This is a genomic window from Enterobacter sp. 2VL (assembly GCF_005503595.1).
Classification (GTDB): domain Bacteria; phylum Pseudomonadota; class Gammaproteobacteria; order Enterobacterales; family Enterobacteriaceae; genus Enterobacter; species Enterobacter cancerogenus.
Genome location: NZ_SCNE01000002.1, coordinates 726,413 through 748,650, shown reverse-complemented (window position 1 = coordinate 748,650; position 22,238 = coordinate 726,413). Strand labels below are relative to the sequence as shown.

Sequence of the window (22,238 nt, the reverse complement as noted above, 5' to 3'; positions counted from 1 at the left end):
TTGGCAGCGACATCACTTTTGCATAAGATAATACTTTTCTCCTCTTTGCATTATTCAATGACAGTGCTAATTTCAGGGAAAATCCCATAAGGAAATAGCACGATGAAAAATCTCATTGCTGAGTTGTTGGTGAAGCTTGCCGAAAAGGAAGAAGAGTCAAAAGAGCTGGTCGCTCAGGTCGAGGCGCTGGAAATTGTGGTCACGGCGCTGCTACGGCATATGGCGAAACAGGAGCAACAGGCCCTGATAGACAGCATTGAGGGGGCGCTTGAGAAGGCTAAGCCAGACCTGCAGGTTCCGGCCCAGGATGCCGAAATGCTCCAGCAATACGTAAAGAAGCTTTTAAGGCATCCTCGCAGCTAAACGATTTCAGGGCCTGAGCCAGTGTCATTGAATTGTCATGCAGGATGCCTATAGTCGCTCTGTTTTTATTTTTATGTATTTTTACATGGAGAAAATAAATTGAAACAGAGCGCACTTTTCATCGCATTACTTCCCCTGTTAATTACCCCCGCTATTCATGCCGATACCCTCAATACTCAGGTGCTGGATAATCGTGCGGCTCAGGGCGATATCACCCAACCCGGCGGAGCACGCCGCCTCTCAGAAGATCAGACCGCCGCTATTCGCGCATCGCTCAATGACAAGCCCGCCAAAAATATTATTCTGCTGATTGGCGACGGCATGGGCGATTCTGAAATTACTGCCGCGCGTAATTATGCCGAAGGGGCAGGTGGATTTTTTAAAGGCATCGATGCCTTACCCTTGACCGGGCAATATACCCATTACGCGCTGGATAAAAAAACCGGTAAACCCGATTACGTGACAGATTCTGCGGCCTCCGCAACGGCATGGTCAACCGGTGTGAAAACTTACAATGGCGCGCTGGGCGTGGATATCCACGAAAAAGATCATCAAACCATTCTTGAGATGGCTAAAGCGGCAGGTCTGGCAACGGGCAACGTTTCAACCGCAGAGCTGCAGGATGCGACCCCGGCGGCGCTGGTTTCCCATGTCACCTCGCGGAAATGCTATGGCCCGTCCGTGACCAGCGAGAAATGCCCGGGTAACGCGCTGGAAAAAGGCGGGAAAGGCTCGATTACCGAACAACTGCTGAACGCGCGTCCAGACGTGACGCTGGGCGGCGGTGCGAAAACCTTCGCAGAAACCGCGACGGCAGGCGAGTGGCAGGGTAAAACCCTGCGCGAGCAGGCGCAGGCGCGCGGCTACCAGATAGTCAGCGATGCGGCCTCTCTGGATGCGATCGCCGAGGCGAACCAGGATAAACCGCTGCTGGGCCTCTTCTCTGAAGGGAATATGCCGGTGCGCTGGGAAGGGCCGAAAGCCTCTTACCACGGCAACATCGACAAACCTGCCGTGACCTGCACGCCCAACCCAAAACGCAATGACAGCGTGCCGACCTTGGCGGCAATGACGGACAAAGCCATCTCGCTGCTGAGCAAAAATGAAAAAGGCTTCTTCCTTCAGGTAGAAGGTGCGTCAATTGATAAACAGGATCACGCGGCCAACCCGTGCGGCCAGATTGGCGAAACGGTCGATCTCGACGAGGCGGTGCAGAAGGCGCTGGCGTTCGCGAAGAAAGACGGTAACACCCTGGTGGTGGTCACCGCTGACCACGCTCATGCCAGCCAGATAATCCCGCCAGACGCTAAAGCACCGGGTCTGACCCAGGCGCTGAACACCAAAGACGGCGCGGTGATGGTGATGAGCTACGGCAACGCTGAAGAAGAGTCAATGGAGCATACCGGCACCCAGCTGCGCATTGCGGCCTACGGCCCGCATGCGGCCAACGTGGTAGGGCTGACTGACCAGACGGATCTCTTCTACACCATGAAAGCGGCGCTTGGCTTGAAATAACGGTTTTTCCCGGCGGAAATGCGATCCGCCGGGTGGTTTTTTCTGCACCACGAACCAGACTTACAGGGTGATTTCACAAAAGGATGGTGCAATGAAAACAACAATACTGATTACGCTACTCTCCGGCGTGTTCCTGATGGCTTCAGCGAACGCGGCAGAAAAAACCTTAACGCCTCAGCAGCAGCGCATGACCACCTGCAACCAGCAGGCGACAGCGCAAACCCTCAAAGGGGATGCGCGTAAAACCTACATGAGCGACTGCCTTAAAAACGGCGCTTCAAAGCCGGGCGAGAAAAGCCTGACGCCGCAGCAGCAAAAGATGCGTGAATGCAGCGCCCAGGCAACGCAGCAAATGCTTAAGGGCGAGGATCGCAGTAAATTCATGAGTGCCTGCCTGAAGAAACAGGTGTAGTGCAAACGGGTGAGCCAGTGCCGTGGCTCACCCGAAATTTCATACTTCCCCCGTACACCCCCTCTCTATAATTTGGGAAATTGTTTCAGACTATTCCCAAAAATGATCAATGATGAAATTTTTTACACTAAAGAGAGCGTTCAGGAAGAGTGGCATCAGGATCTTTTTCAGGATGACTCACACCGTTCCGGCATCCTGTTTGCCCGGCGGGTACGGCTGGCGCGAACCGTGGGGCTGGCGGCGATGTTTTTCCCGATCGCGGGCGTGCTGGTCAGCCATTTTCTGCCCGGCGGCTGGTGGCTTCTGCTGGTCGGCTGGGCGTTTATCTGGCCGCACCTGGCCTGGCAGCTTGCCTTCCGCTCTGCCGCGCCTTACCGCCGGGAAGTCTACAACCTGAAGGTGGACGCCATCATCGCCGGGGTCTGGATTGGCCTGATGGGGATCGGTGCGTTGCCGTCTGCCGCGCTGTTCATGATGATCGGCATGAATATGATGGGGGCGGGCGGCTGTCGCCTGTTCTTAACCGGCACGATCCTGGCCGTGCTCTCAGCGCTGATCACCTTACACCTGACCGGCAACATCGTAACCTTCGCGCCCGGCGGGCTGGAGTGGGGGCTGACGCTGCCGGTGCTGATCCTCTATCCCATGCTCTTCGCCTGGGTCAGCCACCAGACGGCAATTCGCCTCGCTGAACATAAGCGGCGGCTGGAACTCATGAGCAGTCGTGACGGCATGACCGGCGTTTACAATCGGCGCCACTGGGAAAATCTCCTGCGCAATGAGTACGAGCAGTGCCGCCGCAGCCATCGGGAAGCGACCATTCTGCTGATCGATATCGATCACTTTAAGAGCATTAACGACACCTGGGGGCATGACGTGGGCGACGAGGCCATTATTGCTATCACCCGCCAGCTTCAGATGTCGTTGCGCGCGGGCGATTTTATTGGCCGCTTCGGTGGGGATGAGTTTGCGGTGATTATGTCCGGCACGCCTGCGGAGAGTGCGATTGCGGCGATGTCGCGCGTTCATGAGCGTCTGAATCACATGACGTTACCCCGGGCACCCGGCGTGCTGTTACGGATAAGCGTCGGCGTTGCGCCGTGGAGGACGCAGTTTGGGCACTATCGCGAATGGCTGAAAGCCGCTGATGTTGCCCTTTATAAGGCGAAAAACGCCGGGCGCGGCCGCACTGAAGTCGCCGCCTGACGCCCGGCACTGCGGATCAGGATTTACTGAGCGCCTCTGATTTTTCCATGCATTTTTCCATCGCCTCGATGACAGCCGAGCGGAACCCACGATCCTCGAGCACGCGTACGGCTTCAATGGTCGTACCGCCCGGTGAACAGACCATATCTTTCAGCTCACCCGGATGTTTGCCGGTCTCCAGCACCATTTTGGCAGACCCCATCACCGCCTGTGCGGCAAATTTATAGGCCTGCGCGCGCGGCATTCCGCCCAGCACGGCAGCATCCGCCATCGCTTCGATAAACATAAACACGTAGGCGGGTGCAGAGCCACTTACGCCCACCACCGGGTGGATCATGGCCTCATTAATGACCTCCGCCTCACCGAAGCAGCGGAAAATATTGAGCACATCGGCAATGTCTTCAGAAGTGACCAGCGCGTTCGGGGTCACGGACGTCATACCAGCATTGACCAGCGAAGGGGTGTTCGGCATGGCGCGGACAATTTTGCGGTCATGTCCCAGCGCACGCGCCAGCTGGTCGAGCGTCACGCCCGCGGCAATCGAGACCACCAGCGTCTCTTTATTCAGGCTGGAGGTGACGTCGCTCAGGACCTTAATCATGATGTTGGGTTTGACAGCACCGAAGACGATATCCGCCACCTGGGCCACTTCCTGAGCGCTTTCCGCCGCATTAACGCCATACTCATCGCGCAGCGCCGCGACTTTATCCGGTGATGGGGTATAGACCCAAATCTGCCCCGGCAGGACTTGTCCACTGGCGATAAGACCGCCCAGAATCGCTTTGCCCATATTACCGCAGCCGATAAACCCGATTTTCTTATCCATCACGTTTCTCCGTTATTATGCGTTGTCGTCTCTGATGGATAGCTTAACAACGAAATGCAGGCGACAATAGTCACAGATCAACAAGGGGAGACAATATGGCGATTTGGGTTGATGCGGACGCGTGTCCGAATGTGATTAAAGAGATTTTATTCCGCGCGGCCGACCGCGTGCAGATGCAGCTGACGCTGGTGGCGAACCAGAATATCCGCGTACCGCCGTCGAAGTTTATCCGTTCCCTGCGTGTGCCGGCGGGGTTTGACGTGGCAGACAACGAAATTGTGCGCCTGTGCAGCGCCGAGGATTTAGTGATCACGGCGGATATTCCGCTGGCAGCAGAAGTGCTGGAGAAAGGCGCGGCGGCGCTGAATCCGCGCGGCGAACGCTACTCGCCCGCGACCATCCGCGAAAAACTCACCATGCGTGATTTTATGGATACGATGCGCGCCAGCGGTGTGCAAACCGGTGGGCCAGACAGCTTATCGCAACGCGACCGCCAGCAGTTTGCCGCAGAGCTGGATAAATGGCTGCTCGAGGTGAAGCGCCGCACGGCGAAATAAGAACCCTTCTTAAATTGTGGTACAGTGTGGCCTCCACAGGGTTGTCATTCCGTACCGCTTTGCAGTAAAGTAAACGCAACATCTTCTGCAATAATTTCTTTACAGTCTTCAGCCATCCGGCTTCAAGGGGAACACCTGGTCATGAACCCACCCATCTTTTTAGTTGGCCCCCGCGGCTGTGGGAAAACCACCGTTGGTCTTGAACTGGCGCGGATCAATCACAGTCAGTTTGTCGACACCGATCACTGGCTACAGAAGCAGGCCGGGAAAACCATCGCGGAGATTGTCGACGAAGAGGGCTGGGAGAGTTTTCGCGCACGCGAAACGGCAACCCTCGAAGCGGTAACGGCACCTTCCACCGTTGTGGCTACCGGCGGCGGGATCATTCTGGCACCTTATAATCGTCAGTTTATGCACGAGAACGGGATCGTAATCTATCTGTGCGCCCCGGTATCCACGCTGGTGGCCAGACTGGAAGCCTTTCCGGAAGAGGGGCAACGCCCGACGCTTACCGGCAAGCCGATCAGCGAAGAGGTAAGCGAGGTGCTGGCGGAGCGTGATGCGCTCTATCGCGAAGCGGCACACCACGTGGTTGACGCCGCTGCTGCCCCTGAAGAGGTGGTAATTCAGATTATTACCGCCCTGCGTTTGGCTTGCGCCAGCTAGCCGCCGTCTATACTCATAGTTCAGACAGTCAAAAAGGATGAACTATGCCAACCAGACCCCCTTATCCGCGTGAAGCCCGTATTGTTACCGTCGAAAAAGGTAACGGCGATCAAACCATTACCTGGTACCAGCTGCGTGCTGACCACCCGAAACCAGACTCGCTGATCAGCGAACATGAAACTGAACAGGAAGCGCGGGACGCCAAACGGCGTTACGAAGATCCTGAAAAGACCTGACAAATTCCTAAATTCGCTACAACTGTGTTGATATCACACTTTTAACTCGGCGTTGTTGTTAAGCAGGAGTTAATATTTAGTTATTACAGGCGCTTTCGGAAAGGCCATGGGATCTTTACACTTCGGTCTGAAGATCAGCTGCTACGCTTTTGTGCTGGTAAAGTGCAACAGAAGGCGCGCAGCGTAGTGAGCCTGTGCCTGTGTCAACGCAGTGGTAGTGAATGAAGGCGAAAAAAATGAAGGCAACATTGGCGATCCTCACTATTGGGGTGGTTCCCGTAAGCGAAGTATTACCGCTCTTAACCGAGCATATCTCTGAACAACAGATTGTCCATCTGAGCCTGTTGGGTAAGATCAGTCGGGAAGAGGTCATGGAAGACTACGCTATTGAACCGGGGGAGGATGCCCTGCCGACATTGTTAAGTGACGGTGAAATAGCGCACGTCTCGCGACAAAAAATTGAGCGAGCCCTGCAGGGCGTCATTGAAGTCCTTGATAATCAAAATTATGACGTCATCCTGCTGATGAGCACGGCCCCCATTACTGGCCTGGTGGCGCGTAATGCAATCCTCCTTGAACCGATGCGTATCATCCCGCCGCTGGTTGCCTCTATTGTCGACGGTCATCAGGTAGGCGTTATCGTCCCTATCGAAGAGCTGCTCGATAACCAGGCCAATAAATGGAAGGTACTGGCGAAAACCCCGCACTACGCGCTGGCCAATCCGTTCTGGGATAGCGAGACGAAACTGATTGCCGCGGGCCGGGAGCTGATTGAAAAGGGGGCTGACGTTCTGATGCTGGATTGTCTGGGTTTCCACCAGCGGCATCGCGATTTACTGCAAAAAGCACTGGATGTGCCGGTGCTCCTGTCCAACGTGCTGGTGGCCCGTCTGGCCTCTGAACTGCTGGTCTGATGATTTTGCGTGACAGGCGATGAGCCTGGCCCCTATAGTGAATTTTTATCAATAAATATAAGGGCCAGCCCATGCTTCAAAGTAATGAATACTTTTCCGGTAAAGTGAAATCCATTGGTTTTACCAGCAGCAGTACTGGCCGTGCCAGTGTCGGCGTGATGGCTGAAGGGGAATACACCTTTGGTACCGCAGAAGCGGAAGAGATGACGGTTGTCAGCGGCGCGCTGAACGTCTTGCTGCCGGGCGAGACAGAGTGGAAAGTGTTTGCAGCGGGCCAGGTTTTCAACGTGCCGGGCCACAGCGAGTTTCATTTGCAGGTGGCTGAACCAACCTCTTATCTGTGCCGCTACCTGAAATAACGTTAAGCCGGGTAGCGCTCACGCGTGCCCGGCCTGCGTTTTACCTTAGCGTTGCGCTTCTCCGCCAAGGCCTTCCACCAGACTCTGAATCAGCGCCGCCAGCTCGCCTGTCATCAGGATAAAGTCTGCGTCAAAGCGCTGGGCGAAATCTTCCCTGTCGATATCTTCATTCTGATCGCGTAGCTCATCGCAGAACTTCAGACGCTTCACGGAGCCGTCGTCGCACATCACAAACTGAATGCGCTGCTGCCAGTCGAGCGCCAGTTTCGTGACCACTTTGCCTGCTTCAATGTGCACCGCAATCTCGTCGCTCACCAGATCCTGCTTTTTGGCACGGATCACGCCGCCATCTTCCAGCAGCGCTTTCAGCTCGGCTTCATCCAGGATCTGGAAGCCCTGCGCGGCACTGCCGCTACGCACCCATTCGGTCAGGGTCAGCTCAATCGGCGTTTCCAGCGCCAGCGGCACCACCGGCAGCGAGCCGAGGCTTTTACGCAGCAGAGCCAGCGTATCTTCAGCTTTTTTGGCGCTGGCGCAGTCCACCATGATCAGCCCGTTGACGGTGTCGATCCACATCATGGTCTGGCTAAAGCGGCTGAAGGCGCGCGGCAGCAGCGAGTGCAGCACCTCATCCTTCAGGGAATCTTTTTCGGTCTTTTTCAGCTTACGGCCCTGTTCGGCTTCCAGCTTGAAAATCTTCGCTTCGAGCGCCTGCTTCACCACCGGCGTCGGCAGGATTTTTTCCTCTTTACGGGCGCAGACGATGATTTGGCCCGTGCTGCTGGCGTGGGTCAAGGCATCGCTTTGTGAACCCATTGGCGGAACCCAGCCGGTTTTCGCCATATCCTGGCTACCGCAAGGGGAAAAGGTATAAGCGGCTAACTGTTTTTCCATCTCTTCTGCACGCAGCGAAACGTCGCGGCTGAGACGGTAAACCATCAAATTTTTGAACCACAGCATGATAATTTCCACGGCCTTGTCGTTAAATCAGCGGGCATGATAGCGAATTGTCGCATCGCTTGCATTGCTAATCGGGTAGACCGCTTCTACTCTGTTGATAATCAAAATAAAGAGGAGTGTCCTGTGCGTATTGGGATCGATTTGGGCGGCACCAAAACAGAAGTTATCGCGCTGAGCGAGCGGGGGGAGCAGCTGTTTCGCCACCGTCTGCCAACGCCGCGTGATGACTATCATCAAACCATCGAGACAATCGCAAGCCTGATTGAGATGGCCGAGCAGGCCACGGGGCTGCGCGGCACCGTGGGGATGGGCATCCCGGGATCGCTTTCGCCCTATAGCGGGGTGGTGAAAAACGCCAATTCCACCTGGCTCAACGGACAGCCTTTCGATAAAGACTTAAGTCAACGCCTGAACCGCGACGTGCGTCTGGCAAACGATGCCAACTGTCTGGCGGTGTCGGAGGCGATTGATGGCGCGGCAGCGGGCGCGCAGACCGTCTTTGCGGTCATTATTGGCACCGGCTGCGGCGCAGGCGTGGCGTTTGGCGGCCGTGCGCACATTGGCGGTAACGGCACGGCGGGCGAGTGGGGCCATAATCCGCTGCCCTGGATGGATGAAGACGAGCTGAAATACCGTGCTGAGGTTCCGTGCTACTGCGGCAAGCAGGGGTGCATTGAGACGTTTATCTCCGGGACCGGTTTTGCCACGGATTACCATCGCCTGAGCGGGCAGTCGCTCAAGGGCAATGCGATCATGCGACTGGTTGAGGAGCAGGATCCGGTAGCGGAACTGGCGCTCAGTCGCTACGAAATGCGTCTGGCAAAATCGCTGGCGCACGTGGTGAATATCCTTGATCCTGACGTTATCGTCCTCGGCGGCGGCATGAGCAACGTTGATCGGCTGTACGCCACGGTGCCAAACCTGGTGAAGCAGTGGGTCTTCGGCGGAGAGTGCGAAACCCCCATCCGCAAAGCGGTGCACGGGGATTCCAGCGGCGTGCGCGGCGCAGCGTGGCTGTGGCCACAGTGAGAGGGAACTGATCCCCCTCTCCCTTGAGGGAGAGGGCCGGGGTGAGGGGGAACAGGCCGCACCAGTGTACCCTCACCCCACCGCAAACACCTTATCCAGCCTGCTATAACCCAGTCCGTTAATTTTCTTCACTTTGATCTGCACCGGAATGCGCTCTTTCATCGCCTCGACATGGCTGATCACGCCAATGGTTTTCCCGGTGGCGTTCAGCGCGTCGAGCGCGTCCAGCGCGGTATCCAGCGTTTCGCTGTCGAGGGTGCCGAAGCCCTCGTCAAGGAACAGGGAATCAATGCGGGTTTTGTGGCTCACCAGGTCAGAAAGCGCCAGGGCTAGCGCCAGGCTGACCAGGAAGCTCTCTCCCCCGGAAAGGGTTCGCGTATCACGCACGGCATCGGCCTGCCAGGTATCGACCACTTCCAGCTCCAGGGCGTCGCTGGCCTTGCGCTGAAGCAGGTAGCGCCCGTGCAGCCGGTTAAGCTGCTGGTTGGCGAGCCACACCAGATTATCCAGCGTAAGGCCTTGCGCGAACTTACGGAATTTGTCGCCCGTACTGGAACCAATCAGCGCATTCAGGTATCCCCAGTCGTCGGCCAGGCGGGCGCTCTCTTCAATTTGCTGCATCAGCACCTGCTGATGCAGCCGGTTGTCGCTGTCCTGCTTAAGCTGCTGGCGGATTTCACCCTGGCGCGTCGTGTTTTCACGCAGTTTTTGCGCCAGCTGCGTCAGCGTCGCCTGCAGCGCAGGTGCATCGGCTTCCAGCCCCTGCGGGCGAAGCGTCTGATGTTCGGCAAGCTGCTGATTGGCCTTCCCGGCCAGCGCTGTGGCCTGCTGAAGCTGATTTTCACGCGTCTGCTTAAGCTGTTCAAGACGACGGAGGGTATCCTCATCCAGCAGTGTGGCAAGGAACGCGTCGCGATCGGTGAAGCAGCTTGCGTCCAGCGCGGCGCTGAACTGGGCCTGAGAGTGCTGGAGCCGTTCGCGCTCCAGTGTCTCTTGCTGCTGAAGCGTGCTGAGCTGACTTTGCAGCGACACGCATTCGTCGTGGATCGCGCGCCAGTGTTCAGGAATCACCGCTTCGGCTTGTGCGTCGTCGCCGACCGGCAGCGTATCCAGAATGGGCATCAACGCGTTTATACGTTCCTGAATCGCGGCGTGCTGGGTCTGTTTTTCCTGCCATTGAGCATATTCGGTTTCGCGTGCGCTGAGCCAGACGCTTTCAGTCCCGTCATCGGGCACGTTAAGCGACAGCGACTGGAGCGAGGATGACAGTGCCTGACGCGTCGACGTCAGCTGCTGCTGGTACTGGCGCGCCTGTGCGTCCAGTTCATTGAGCTGGTTTTGCAGGGTCAGGCGCTGGCTGAGCTGATACAGCTGGCGTTCGTACTGCTCCTGCTCGCTCATCCAGGGGGCGATATCATCCTGAATGTTCAGCGCTATGTTCAGGGAGGTGCAGACCTCCAGCCACTCTTTAGTGAGTGCTTGCTCTTCCTGAGAGAGCGCCTGAGCTTCTTCTGTCTCGCGCTGGATCTGTTGGGTCAGGGCATTCACCTGCCCGAGCACCAGCAACCCTTCGTCTTTTAGCGTGGCAACCTCTTTGGCTAACGCGTCACGACGCAGCTGGTTGGCGCTCAGCTCCAGCGCCCGGTATTCCGTGACGGCCGGATGAGTGGTTGAACCGCAGAGCGGGCAAGGTTTGCCTGCCTGCAAATCTGCCCGCTCCGCCTCCAGTTTCTTGATGGTTTTTTCTTGTTCGCAAAGCGTAACAACATCCTGATAGTGCTGGTTTTTTTCTTTGTACTGCTGACGACGCAGGCTCAGGGTTTCGTTAAGTTTTACCTGCTCAGCCTGCGCTTTCTGCACGCTTTGCGCATTCTGGCGCAGCCGTTTTTGCAGTGGCTGATAGCGCGCGTGTAGCGCGGTCAGACGCTGACGGAGCGCCCGTGACTGCGCCTGCTGCTCCATTGCCGTGGTGATAGCCTCAGCCGTCAGCGTCAGCGCGCTCTCCGGCATTTCAGCCAGCTTCTGGCGCAGTTCAGCAATGCGCGCCGATTGTGCCGCAAGCTGGCTGTTATCGCGATTCAGCTGCGCGAACTGCGCCCGCCAGCCAGCAATCTCTTGTCCCCACTGGCGAAAACGATCCTGTTCGCTCAGCCATTGCGCCAGAGCCGTATGCTCTGCCTGCAGCTGCTCCCGATGGCGAAGCGCGCCGTTGCGGATACGCGAGCGCAGCGCTGCTCTGTCGAGTAAGCGAGTGTTTACTTCAGCAATGACCTGGGTCGTCTGCGCCAGGCGGGTGGTTTGCTCCTGCTGGCGCTCCCACAGCGGGCGTAGCTGGGCGGCGGGGTGAGCCAGCTGGAGCTTTGCCAGCTCAGGCGCGGCATCGGTCAGCGCCTGCTGCGCCTGCTGCTGCGAAGCGGCGGCGCGCTGCTGTTCACGAATCAGCTCGTCGCTGCGCGTCAGCCACTGGAACGCTTTCTGGTGGCTTTGCTGCTCTGCCAGCAGGGTTTTCTCTTCGTCAGCAAGCACCTGCAAACTTTGCTGCAACTGTTGCTGTTGCTCTTCGCTTAACAGCACGACGCCCGCAGCCTGCGCTTCACACTTTTCCAGCGCACTGCGGGCGGCTTTGTGCTTCTCAAACACCATGGCCGAAATCTGCCCGTAGATCTCGGTGCCGGTCAGCTCCTCCAGCAGCTCGGCGCGATCGCTCGGCTTAGCATTAAGAAACGCGGCGAATTGCCCCTGAGAGAGCAGCATTGAGCGGGTAAAGCGGCCATAGTCCAGCCCGGTGAGCGCGGCGGTTTGTTCCAGCTTATCCGTCACTTTATCGGCGAGAATTTTGCCGTCTTCGCAGCGCGCCAGCTCCACGCGCGGAGCCTGTAAGTTCCCGTCCGGCTGATTGCGCGCGCGGTTCTGGCTCCAGAACGCGCGGTAGGCGATGCCTTTGACCTCGAATTCCACCTCTGCCAGGCACTCGGCGGTGTCGCGCGTCATCAGGTCGTTTTGCGCCTGAGACACTTTTTGCAGGCGCGGCGTTTCGTGGTACAGCGCCAGACAAATGGCGTCGAGAAGGGTGGTTTTGCCTGCACCAGTGGCACCGGTAATGGCAAACAGCCCGTTGCTGGCGAAAGGCTCAGCGGTAAAATCGATTTTCCACTCGCCCTTGAGCGAGTTGAGGTTTTTCAGACGCAGGCTGAGAATTTTCATGCGCTTTCTTCCTCGTCATGCAGGGTGTGCAGAGTCTGAACAAACAGCTCGTTGAGCCTTGTGCGTTTGTCATCGTCCAGCTCTTCATGCGCAAGCCGCCGCTCGAAGACCTCTTCCACCCGGAGTTCGCTAAGCGTTTCGCGCCGGGCACCTGAGAGAAGTTTCTCGCGCTGCTCGCGGTTGCGGCGTACCAGCAACACTTCGACGGGAAGATCTTCCGTCAGCGCCTGAATTTTACGCTGCATATCGTGCAGGTAGTCGTCGGTGGTGATTTCGATATCCAGCCAGACGGGCGGGTTAAGCTCTGCGCCGCGCCACTGCTCAAGCTGGGCGGTAATGGCGGCCAGATCGCCCTTCAGTACCGCCAGCGGCTGGGTGACAGGGACTTCCAGCGGCTCAACGGCGCTGAGTTTGCCGTCGGTGAAGCTTACCAGATGCACGCATTTCGCCTTGCCCGTTTCGTCAAAACTGAGCGGAATGGGCGAGCCACAGTAGCGGATGTGTTCGCAGCCGCCAATCACCTGCGCGCGGTGAATGTGCCCAAGGGCGATGTAGTCGGCAGGCGGGAAGTTTTGCGCCGGGAAGGCGTCCAGGGTGCCGATATAGATCTCGCGAACCGCGTCACTTTTACTGGCTCCGACGGTGGTCAAATGGCCGGTGGCAATAACGGGAAGAGGTTGTTCACCGCGCAGGGTGCAGGCCTGTGCGTGCTGCTGGTGATAATAGTCGGTGATGGCCTGCAATAAATGCTTCTGCTTTTCGCTGCCGGAAAGGCCGGCCTGGCTTTGAACAATATCCCGCGGGCGTAAAAATGGGATCGGGCACAGCACTGCCCCCGGCGTGCCGTCGCGTTTGTTCAGGATCTGCGGCGCGTGCCCGGCACTCGCCACCACGGTTGTGTTGAGGAACGCCAGAATATCGCGGGATTCATTCAGCGTGGCGACGGAGTCATGGTTGCCCGCGACAATCACCAGATGACAGCCGGTTTGCTGCAGGTTGACCACAAAGCGGTTATACAACTCGCGCGCATAGCTCGGCGGCTGTCCGGTATCAAAAATATCGCCTGCCACGATAATTGCGTCGACCTCCTGCAACCGGGCCGTCTCCAGCAGCCAGTTCAGAAACGCTTCATGTTCAGCGGCGCGGCTTTTGCTGTAAAAATTTTGACCCAGATGCCAGTCCGAGGTGTGAAGTATGCGCATATCAGATCCGTGGCGAAAAAAGATGGGGGGGATTATAAACTTTCAGGGAACGGAAAATAACCGCTGTAATAAAACAACAGTTTGCCATTGATGATGGTAATGTTTTTCATAAATCTGTCATAAATCTGACGCATAATGGCGCCGAATTACAACATGTAACTTAAATAAGACAAAACAGGGCAAAGTATGGCGAGACGTATTCTGGTCGTAGAAGATGAAGCTCCGATTCGTGAAATGGTGTGCTTCGTGCTCGAACAAAACGGTTTCCAGCCGATTGAAGCGGAAGATTATGACAGCGCGGTGAATCAGCTGAATGAACCCTGGCCCGACTTGATCCTGCTGGACTGGATGCTGCCCGGCGGCTCCGGACTGCAGTTTATCAAACACATTAAACGTGAAGCGATGACCCGCGATATTCCGGTGGTCATGCTGACGGCACGCGGTGAAGAAGAGGATCGCGTTCGCGGTCTGGAAACCGGCGCGGATGATTACATTACCAAGCCGTTCTCCCCGAAGGAGCTGGTTGCCCGCATCAAAGCCGTGATGCGCCGTATTTCGCCGATGGCGGTGGAAGAGGTGATTGAGATGCAGGGCCTGAGCCTTGACCCGACCTCGCACCGCGTCATGACCGGCGAAAATCCTCTCGACATGGGGCCGACCGAATTTAAGCTCCTGCACTTCTTTATGACCCACCCGGAGCGCGTCTACAGCCGCGAGCAGTTGCTGAATAACGTCTGGGGAACTAACGTCTATGTCGAAGACCGAACGGTTGACGTCCATATTCGCCGCCTGCGTAAAGCGCTGGAACTGAGCGGCCACGATCGCATGGTGCAGACGGTCCGCGGCACGGGTTATCGTTTTTCGACCCGTTTCTGAACAATGACAGGAGTGTGACGCGTGCTGGAACGTCTGTCATGGAAAAGGCTCGTCTTTGAACTGATCTTATGCTGTATTCCGGCCTTCATTCTGGGGGCTATTTTTGGCTATCTGCCGTGGTTTTTACTGGCAGCGGTGACCGGACTGCTGATCTGGCATTTCTGGAATCTGCTGCGCCTCTCCTGGTGGCTGTGGGTGGACAGAAGTATGACCCCTCCGCCGGGAAGCGGAAGCTGGGAGCCGCTGCTGTATGGCCTGCACCAGATGCAGATGCGTAATAAAAAGCGCCGCCGCGAGCTGGGCAGCCTGATAAAACGCTTTCGCAGCGGCGCAGAATCGCTGCCGGACGCGGTTATTTTAACCACCGAAGAGGGGACCATCTTCTGGTGTAACGGCCTGGCGCAACAGCTGCTCGGCCTGCGCTGGCCGGATGACAATGGTCAGAATATCCTTAACCTTCTGCGTTATCCCGAGTTCACGCTGTACCTCAAAAAGCGTGATTTTACCCGCCCGCACGATCTGAAGCTCAACAATGGCCGTCATCTTGAGATCCGCGTGATGCCCTACAGCGATCGGCAGTGGCTGATGGTGGCGCGCGACGTGACCCAGATGCACCAGCTGGAAGGGGCGCGCCGCAACTTCTTCGCCAACGTTAGCCACGAACTGCGCACGCCGCTGACGGTGCTGCAGGGCTATCTGGAGATGATGCAGGAGCAAACGCTGGAAGGAGCACCGCGCGAGAAAGCCCTGCACACCATGCGCGAGCAGACGCACCGGATGGAAGGGCTGGTGAAGCAGCTGCTGACGCTCTCGAAAATTGAAGCGGCTCCGTCGCTGGCGCTCACTGACACCATTGACGTGCCGATGATGCTGCGCGTGGTGGAGCGTGAAGCACAGACGTTAAGCCATAAGAAACACACCTTCAGCTTTGAGGTGGATAACAGCCTCAAAGTGCTCGGCAGCGAGGATGAACTGCGCAGCGCCATCTCCAACCTGGTCTATAACGCGGTTAACCACACGCCGGAGGGAACGCATATCGTAGTGCGCTGGCAGCCTACCCCTGCGGGGGCTGAGTTCAGCGTCGAGGATAACGGGCCGGGCATTGCGCCGGAGCACCTTCCGCGCCTGACCGAGCGTTTTTACCGCGTGGATAAAGCGCGCTCACGCCAGACCGGGGGCAGCGGTCTTGGGCTGGCGATTGTGAAACATGCGGTGAATCACCACGAAAGCCGTCTTGATATTCAGAGTACGCCGGGCAAAGGAACCCGTTTCAGTTTCGTCATGCCGGAACGATTGATTGCCAAAAAGATCGCCTGACGGCGGGTGTGTCATTTTACCTTTCCACGGGTCAGCGTATGCTGGCCCGTTTGCTTTGCAGTCAAGCGAAACGCGGGTGAATATTATACGGCTGTTGTTTTTTTGTTCGCATGATTAGCCATGGGTTTTTCCTGAATATGGCGTATCGTGCTGCCTTGAATTTCTATGCTGGTATATTGTTCTGGTTTTACGATCCCTCCTTGCCTTTAAACGTTATAAGCGTTTAAATTGCCCCCCATATACTGTCAGACCGACTGTATTTGCGTGGTAAATCGAAAAACTATTCTTCGCCACGCCAGGACGGGAGCATATCCCGCTGAAATTGAGCAAATTTTCCGCTGTATCGTCCCGCGAGGGATGGCGAAAATCTCAACGTTTTCAACACCACATCCACAGGCAGTAAGGTTCTATGACCCATCACTTAAAATCGCGTGACATCATCGCGCTGGGCTTTATGACATTTGCGCTGTTCGTTGGCGCAGGCAACATCATTTTCCCTCCTATGGTTGGTTTACAGGCGGGTGAACACGTCTGGACCGCCGCGTTTGGCTTCCTGATTACTGCCGTGGGGCTGCCGGTGCTTACCGTGGTCGCGCTGGCGAAAGTGGGTGGCGGCGTCGATAGCCTCAGCACGCCAATTGGCAAAGTGGCGGGCGTCCTGCTGGCGACCGTCTGCTATCTGGCCGTTGGCCCGCTGTTTGCGACCCCGCGTACCGCGACCGTCTCCTTCGAAGTGGGGATTGCCCCGCTGACCGGTGACGGCGCGATGCCGCTGTTTATCTACAGCCTGGTTTATTTTGCCATCGTGATTCTGGTTTCCCTCTATCCGGGCAAACTGCTGGATACCGTGGGTAATTTCCTGGCTCCGCTGAAAATCATTGCGCTGATCGTGCTGGCCGTTGCCGCCATCATCTGGCCGGCGGGGCCTATCAGCCACGCGATGGATGCCTACCAGAACGCAGCCTTCTCTAACGGCTTTGTAAACGGCTATCTGACGATGGATACGCTGGGTGCGATGGTCTTCGGTATTGTTATCGTGAATGCCGCCCGTTCTCGCGGCGTGACCGAAGCGCGTCTGTTGACCCGCTACACCATCTGGGCTGGCCTGATGGCCGGTGTGGGTCTGACGCTGCTGTATCTGGCGCTGTTCCGCCTGGGGTCCGATAGCGCAACGCTGGTTGATCAGAATGCCAACGGTGCGGCGATCCTGCATGCTTACGTTCAGCACACCTTTGGTGGTGCGGGCAGCATGCTGCTGGCGGTACTGATCTTCCTGGCGTGTCTGGTGACCGCGGTTGGCCTGACCTGCGCCTGTGCGGAGTTCTTTGCCCAGTATCTGCCGCTCTCTTACCGCACGCTGGTCTTTATCCTTGGCATCTTCTCCATGGCGGTATCCAACCTGGGGCTGAGCCACCTGATTCAAATCTCTATTCCGGTGCTGACGGCCATCTATCCGCCGTGCATCGTGCTGGTGGTGTTGAGCTTTACCCGTCCATGGTGGAACAACTCCTCGCGAATTATTGCGCCGGCCATGTTTATCAGCCTGATTTTTGGTATCCTTGACGGGATTAAAGCATCGGCATTCAGTGAAGTGCTGCCTGGCTGGACACAGCGTCTGCCGCTGTCCGAGCAAGGTCTGGCCTGGCTGTTGCCCACCGTTGTCGCGCTGGTTCTGGCCATTGTCTGGGACCGTGCAGCAGGGCGTCAGGTAACATCGAACGCCCATTAATCAACGGCAACAAAGTGTTTAACCACGGGGCTTAAGGCCCCGTGGTTTTTTGTTTTTTCGTGTTGAATGGCAAGACTTAAATGGAAAGCACTAACAAACTTAAACGTGGACTGAGCACTCGCCACATCCGCTTTATGGCGCTGGGCTCTGCTATCGGTACCGGTCTTTTTTATGGCTCGGCAGATGCCATCAAAATGGCCGGTCCCAGCGTGCTGCTGGCCTATATCATCGGCGGCGTGGCGGCCTACATCATTATGCGCGCGCTCGGGGAGATGTCGGTTCATAATCCGTCCGCCAGCTCCTTCTCGCGTTATGCTCAGGAAAACCTCGGCCCACTGGCGGGCTTCATTACCGGGTGGACTTACTGCTTTGAAATCCTGATAGTGGCAATTGCCGACGTCACGGCGTTTGGTATCTATATGGGCGTCTGGTTCCCCGCCGTCCCGCACTGGATATGGGTGCTGAGCGTCGTGCTGATCATCTGCGCCGTGAATCTGATGAGCGTAAAGGTGTTTGGCGAACTGGAGTTCTGGTTCTCCTTCTTCAAAGTCGCGACCATCATCATCATGATCCTCGCCGGTTTCGGCATCATCATCTGGGGTATTGGTAACGGCGGGCAGCCGACCGGGATCCATAACCTGTGGACCAACGGTGGCTTCTTCAGCAACGGCTGGCTTGGAATGGTGATGTCGCTGCAAATGGTGATGTTTGCCTACGGTGGGATTGAGATTATCGGTATTACCGCGGGCGAAGCGAAAGACCCGGAGAAATCCATTCCGCGCGCCATCAACTCCGTGCCGATGCGTATTCTGGTGTTCTACGTGGGTACGCTGTTCGTGATCATGTCCATTTATCCGTGGAACCAGGTGGGCACCAACGGCAGTCCGTTCGTGTTGACCTTCCAGCACATGGGCATTGCCTTTGCGGCCAGCATTCTGAACTTCGTGGTGCTCACCGCGTCGCTTTCCGCGATCAACAGTGACGTGTTTGGCGTAGGCCGTATGCTGCACGGCATGGCGGAGCAGGGCAGCGCGCCGAAGGTGTTTGCCAAAACGTCGCGCCGCGGTACGCCGTGGGTGACGGTGGTGGTCATGACCGTTGCGCTGCTGTTCTCGGTTTACCTGAACTACATCATGCCGGAAAACGTCTTCCTGGTGATTGCCTCGCTGGCCACGTTCGCTACCGTGTGGGTGTGGATCATGATTTTGCTGTCGCAGATTGCATTCCGCCGTCGGCTGCCGCCGGACGAGGTTAAGGCGCTGAAGTTTAAAGTGCCGGGCGGGGTAGCAACCACCGTGGCCGGGCTGATCTTCCTGGTGTTTATCATCGGTCTGATTGGCTATCACCCGGATACCCGCATTTCGCTGTACGTCGGCCTGGCGTGGATCGTCCTGCTGCTGGTGGGCTGGGTGTTTAAACGCCGCCATGACCGTCAGCTGGCGCAAGCGCAGTAATCCTCTTTCCCCTCTCCCTGTGGGAGAGGGGCCTGATGCCTCCTCCCCCGTCCTCCTCCCCCAATAAATCCCCTCATGGTGAGCTAACCTTAACTACCCTGTGGCAAGGTGACGTCAATTTCATCAAAGGGGATTCGTGATGTTAAATGCCTGGCACCTTCCGGTTGCCCCATTTGTTAAGCAAAACAAAGACAATCTGGTGATTACGCTCTGGCTGGCGGGAGAAAATCAGCCTGAACGCGTGACGCTTCGCGCTGAAGTGGATAACGAAGAAACGACGCTGAAAATGCACAAACAGCGCAGCCAGCCGCAGCCTGGGGTGACGGCGTGGCGGGCGAATATTGATTTGGGCAGCGGCCAGCCGCGTCGGCGCTATAGCTTTAAACTGCTGTGGAATAACCGCCAGCTGTGGTTCACTCCGCAGGGGTTCAGCCGTTTCCCGCCCGCGCGCCTGGAGCAGTTCGCGGTGGATTATCCCGATCACGGCCCGCAGTGGGTTAATGACCAGGTCTTTTACCAGATTTTCCCGGACCGCTTTGCCCGAAGCGAAAAGCGGACCGCGGATCAGGATAAGGTCTATTACCACCATGCGGCAGGGCACGACATTATCCTGAAAGCATGGGATGAACCGCTTACCGCGCAGGCGGGCGGCTCGACCTTTTACGGCGGCGATCTCGACGGGATCAGCGCAAAACTTCCGTACCTGAAATCCCTCGGCGTCACCGCGTTGTACCTGAATCCGGTGTTTAAAGCCCCGAGCGTGCACAAATACGATACCCAGGATTATCGTCACGTTGACGAGCAGTTTGGCGGCGATGAAGCGCTCCTGCGCTTACGGGAAAATACGCAGCGCGAAGGTATGCGTCTGGTTCTGGACGGCGTATTCAACCACAGCGGCGATTCGCACGCCTGGTTTGACCGCCATAACCAGTCGATGGGCGGCGCGTGCCACAATCCGGATTCGCCTCAGCGCGACTGGTACAGCTTCGATGAGGAAGGGCGCGCGCTCGACTGGCTGGGTTATCCCAGCCTGCCGAAGCTGGATTTTCAGTCGCCCACGCTGGTGAATGAGATTTACGGTGGCGATGAGAGCATTGTGCGCCACTGGCTGAAGGCGCCGTGGAGCATGGACGGCTGGCGGCTGGACGTGGTGCATATGCTGGGCGAAGCGGGTGGGGCGCGAAACAACCTGACCCACGTTGCCGCAATCACCCACTCGGCGAAAGTCGCCAATCCCGACGCGTTCGTCTTTGGTGAACATTTTGGCGACGCCCGCCAGTGGCTGCAGGCCGATGCGGAAGATGCGTCGATGAACTATCGCGGCTTTACCTTCCCGCTGTGGGGATTCCTTGCCAACACGGATATCTCTTACGATCCGCAGCATATCGACGCTGAAACCTGCATGGCGTGGATGGATAACTACCGCGCTGGCCTGTCGCATCAGCAGCAGCTCAGGATGTTCAACCAGCTGGACAGCCACGATACCGCCCGCTTTAAATCGCTACTGGGTAAGGACGTGGCGCGCCTGCCGCTGGCCGTTACCTGGCTCTTTACCTGGCCGGGCATACCCTGCATTTACTACGGCGATGAGGTGGGGCTGGATGGCAATAACGATCCGTTCTGCCGCAAAACCTTCCCATGGGAGCCAGAAAAACAGGACAAGGTGCTGTTTAGCCTCTATCAACGCCTGGCGAAAGTGCGTAAACAGAGTCTCGCCCTGCGCTACGGCGGCTGTCAGGTGGTCTACGCCCACGATAACGTGGTGGTGTTTGTCCGCGTCTATAACCAGCAGCGCGTGCTGGTGGCGATAAACCGCGGTGAAGCCTGTGAGGTGGTGCTCGACCACTCTCCGCTGCTAAACGTAAAAACGTGGCTGCTTAAAGAGGGAAAAGGCACCATTCAGAAAAATATCCTGTCGCTACCTGCCGTTTCCGCCAGTATCTGGTTCGGCAATTAATCCTTAATCGCGGCAGGTGTTTATTTCCTGCCGCAGAATATATTCGATCTTGTTCTGTTTAATTCACCAGAGGAGACAAATTTCTTTAATATCCTCTTAATCAATTCTCGCTATACTCAATTTGCTTAATCAGTCAGGGCCCTTTCTCATTTAGCACACACAAACGTTGGCTTTTAACATATTGATTAAAAGGTACTTTTATGTCTATTCGTGAACTGATTGACCCACAAAACTCCGCATTGATTTTTATCGATCACCAGCCACAAATGTCCTTTGGTGTCGCTAATATTGACCGACAATTATTAAAGAATAATACGGTTGCCCTGGCGAAAGCCGGCAAAATATTTGATGTACCGGTTATCTATACCTCAGTCGAAACAAAAAGTTTTAGTGGTTATATCTGGCCAGAATTGCTGGCAGTTCATCCTGACGTCAAACCGATTGAACGTACCTCAATGAACTCCTGGGAAGATGACGCGTTTGTTGCGGCGGTAAAAGCGACGGGCCGCAAAAAACTCATCATCTCTGCCCTGTGGACCGAAGTCTGCCTGACCTTCCCGGCGCTGATGGCGCTTGATGAGGGCTTTGAAGTCTACGTGGTAACCGACACCTCCGGCGGCACTTCAGTGGATGCCCATGAACGCGCTATCGACCGTATGGTACAGGCCGGTGCGGTGCCGGTGACCTGGCAGCAGGTTCTGCTTGAGTACCAGCGCGACTGGTCACGTAAAGGCACCTACGATGCGGTGATGGACCTGGTGCGCGAGCACAGCGGCGCGTACGGCATGGGTGTCGATTATGCCTATACCCTCGTACATGGCGCGCCTGAGCGTAAAGCTTAAGCCTTTCAGGGCGGGTCTTTCCCGCCCGATTTTGACCAGGAATTTATATGGCGCAAACATCTCATGTGACGCTGGTGATTGCTCACACGCTTCTTCCGGGACAGGCTGAGCGGTACGAACAGTGGCTTGGCAAAATTATGCCCATTGCGGCGGACTTTCCCGGACACCTTGGCGCGAACGTGATCCGCCCCCAGGAAGGACAGCAGTTGTGGACGATCATTATTCGTTTCGACACCCCCGAACACCTCTATGCGTGGACGCAGTCTGAAACCCGTAACGCGCTGGTGAAAGAGATTGAGCCGTTACTGGCGGAAGGAGACAAAACCGAAGTGCGCACCGACGCGGCATTCTGGTTTACCCCGCCCGAACCGCACATCCGCAAGCCGAAGCAGTGGAAGCAGTTTCTTATCACGCTACTGGTGATTTTCCCCAGCACCAACGTGGTGCCGCAGGTAACCGGGGCGCTACTTCCTGGCCTGAAAGGCTCTTTATTGCTGCATTTGATTAACGATGCCTGTGTCGTCGCGCTGGTGGTCTGGCTATGGATGCCCATCGTGACCCGTCTGTTTGCCGGATGGCTGAAAAAAGCCTGATTCGGCCCAAAGGAGGACCTT

The 22,238-nt window shown here is 56.7% G+C and carries 21 protein-coding genes; 17 read left to right on the top strand and 4 right to left on the bottom strand.

The window, feature by feature from the left end:
- Positions 1 to 102: 102 nt before the first annotated feature.
- From iraP to adrA, 4 genes are all read left to right on the top strand, one after another.
- Positions 103 to 363, top strand: coding sequence for an anti-adapter protein IraP (gene iraP, locus FFS28_RS07935; protein WP_006176840.1), 261 nt, complete (start codon positions 103 to 105; stop codon positions 361 to 363).
- 99 nt (positions 364 to 462) lie between these two features.
- Complete coding sequence (gene phoA / locus FFS28_RS07930; RefSeq protein ID WP_137849228.1) at positions 463 to 1,878, top strand: alkaline phosphatase; 1,416 nt, start codon at positions 463 to 465, stop codon at positions 1,876 to 1,878.
- 91 nt (positions 1,879 to 1,969) lie between these two features.
- On the top strand, positions 1,970 to 2,290 hold the full coding sequence (psiF, locus tag FFS28_RS07925; RefSeq protein ID WP_006176842.1) for a phosphate starvation-inducible protein PsiF: 321 nt from the start codon (positions 1,970 to 1,972) through the stop codon (positions 2,288 to 2,290).
- A gap of 102 nt (positions 2,291 to 2,392) precedes the next feature.
- Entirely contained in the window at positions 2,393 to 3,496 is a 1,104-nt protein-coding gene (gene adrA / locus FFS28_RS07920; protein WP_137849227.1) for a diguanylate cyclase AdrA, read from the top strand.
- A gap of 16 nt (positions 3,497 to 3,512) precedes the next feature.
- Here the strand turns inward: adrA and proC are convergent, their stop codons facing one another.
- On the bottom strand, positions 3,513 to 4,322 hold the full coding sequence (proC, locus tag FFS28_RS07915) for a pyrroline-5-carboxylate reductase (protein WP_088207864.1): 810 nt from the start codon (positions 4,320 to 4,322) through the stop codon (positions 3,513 to 3,515).
- A gap of 95 nt (positions 4,323 to 4,417) precedes the next feature.
- On the opposite strand from proC, the gene FFS28_RS07910 reads away from it, so the two are divergent.
- The 5 genes from FFS28_RS07910 (at position 4,418) to ppnP (ending at position 7,054) form a co-directional block, all read left to right on the top strand.
- On the top strand, positions 4,418 to 4,879 hold the full coding sequence (locus tag FFS28_RS07910; RefSeq protein ID WP_058609316.1) for a YaiI/YqxD family protein: 462 nt from the start codon (positions 4,418 to 4,420) through the stop codon (positions 4,877 to 4,879).
- 141 nt (positions 4,880 to 5,020) lie between these two features.
- On the top strand, positions 5,021 to 5,545 hold the full coding sequence (gene aroL, locus FFS28_RS07905) for a shikimate kinase AroL (protein ID WP_088207863.1): 525 nt from the start codon (positions 5,021 to 5,023) through the stop codon (positions 5,543 to 5,545).
- Positions 5,546 to 5,589: 44 nt separating this feature from the next.
- Complete coding sequence (gene yaiA / locus FFS28_RS07900; RefSeq protein WP_137849226.1) at positions 5,590 to 5,781, top strand: protein YaiA; 192 nt, start codon at positions 5,590 to 5,592, stop codon at positions 5,779 to 5,781.
- A 236-nt stretch (positions 5,782 to 6,017) separates the two neighbouring features.
- Positions 6,018 to 6,695, top strand: coding sequence for an AroM family protein (locus FFS28_RS07895; protein WP_042320780.1), 678 nt, complete (start codon positions 6,018 to 6,020; stop codon positions 6,693 to 6,695).
- A gap of 71 nt (positions 6,696 to 6,766) precedes the next feature.
- Positions 6,767 to 7,054 carry a pyrimidine/purine nucleoside phosphorylase gene (ppnP, locus tag FFS28_RS07890; protein WP_006176849.1) on the top strand — a complete coding sequence of 96 codons (288 nt, stop codon included), beginning with the start codon at positions 6,767 to 6,769 and terminating at the stop codon, positions 7,052 to 7,054.
- A gap of 45 nt (positions 7,055 to 7,099) precedes the next feature.
- Here ppnP and rdgC read toward each other — a convergent pair whose 3' ends face one another.
- On the bottom strand, positions 7,100 to 8,014 hold the full coding sequence (rdgC, locus tag FFS28_RS07885; protein WP_006176850.1) for a recombination-associated protein RdgC: 915 nt from the start codon (positions 8,012 to 8,014) through the stop codon (positions 7,100 to 7,102).
- Between the two features lie 123 nt (positions 8,015 to 8,137).
- Here rdgC and mak point away from each other — a divergent pair, with 123 nt between their 5' ends.
- Complete coding sequence (gene mak, locus FFS28_RS07880; protein WP_137849225.1) at positions 8,138 to 9,043, top strand: fructokinase; 906 nt, start codon at positions 8,138 to 8,140, stop codon at positions 9,041 to 9,043.
- A gap of 72 nt (positions 9,044 to 9,115) precedes the next feature.
- Here the strand turns inward: mak and sbcC are convergent, their stop codons facing one another.
- The gene (gene sbcC / locus FFS28_RS07875; protein WP_137849224.1) at positions 9,116 to 12,247 is read right to left on the bottom strand and encodes an exonuclease subunit SbcC; all 3,132 of its coding nucleotides are present in this window, start codon (positions 12,245 to 12,247) and stop codon (positions 9,116 to 9,118) included.
- Positions 12,244 to 13,449 (bottom strand): exonuclease subunit SbcD, encoded by a 1,206-nt coding sequence (gene sbcD / locus FFS28_RS07870; protein ID WP_137849223.1) that lies wholly within the window; start codon positions 13,447 to 13,449, stop codon positions 12,244 to 12,246. The genes sbcC and sbcD overlap by 4 nt, the downstream gene beginning before the upstream one ends.
- 186 nt (positions 13,450 to 13,635) lie before the next feature.
- Between sbcD and phoB the strand changes: the two genes are divergently transcribed.
- The 7 genes from phoB (at position 13,636) to FFS28_RS07835 (ending at position 22,217) form a co-directional block, all read left to right on the top strand.
- Complete coding sequence (phoB, locus tag FFS28_RS07865) at positions 13,636 to 14,325, top strand: phosphate response regulator transcription factor PhoB (RefSeq protein WP_006176854.1); 690 nt, start codon at positions 13,636 to 13,638, stop codon at positions 14,323 to 14,325.
- Between the two features lie 21 nt (positions 14,326 to 14,346).
- Positions 14,347 to 15,642 (top strand): phosphate regulon sensor histidine kinase PhoR, encoded by a 1,296-nt coding sequence (gene phoR, locus FFS28_RS07860; RefSeq protein ID WP_058609312.1) that lies wholly within the window; start codon positions 14,347 to 14,349, stop codon positions 15,640 to 15,642.
- Positions 15,643 to 16,051: 409 nt separating this feature from the next.
- Entirely contained in the window at positions 16,052 to 17,371 is a 1,320-nt protein-coding gene (gene brnQ / locus FFS28_RS07855; protein ID WP_006176856.1) for a branched-chain amino acid transporter carrier protein BrnQ, read from the top strand.
- 80 nt (positions 17,372 to 17,451) lie between these two features.
- A complete protein-coding gene (gene proY, locus FFS28_RS07850) occupies positions 17,452 to 18,825 on the top strand; it encodes a proline-specific permease ProY (protein WP_137849222.1) in 1,374 nt (457 codons plus the stop codon).
- Between the two features lie 139 nt (positions 18,826 to 18,964).
- Positions 18,965 to 20,782: a maltodextrin glucosidase gene (malZ, locus tag FFS28_RS07845; protein ID WP_137849221.1), complete on the top strand. Its 1,818-nt coding sequence runs from the start codon at positions 18,965 to 18,967 to the stop codon at positions 20,780 to 20,782.
- A 200-nt stretch (positions 20,783 to 20,982) separates the two neighbouring features.
- Entirely contained in the window at positions 20,983 to 21,624 is a 642-nt protein-coding gene (locus FFS28_RS07840; RefSeq protein WP_006176859.1) for a hydrolase, read from the top strand.
- 47 nt (positions 21,625 to 21,671) lie between these two features.
- Entirely contained in the window at positions 21,672 to 22,217 is a 546-nt protein-coding gene (locus FFS28_RS07835; protein ID WP_006176860.1) for an antibiotic biosynthesis monooxygenase, read from the top strand.
- Positions 22,218 to 22,238 lie beyond the last annotated feature (21 nt).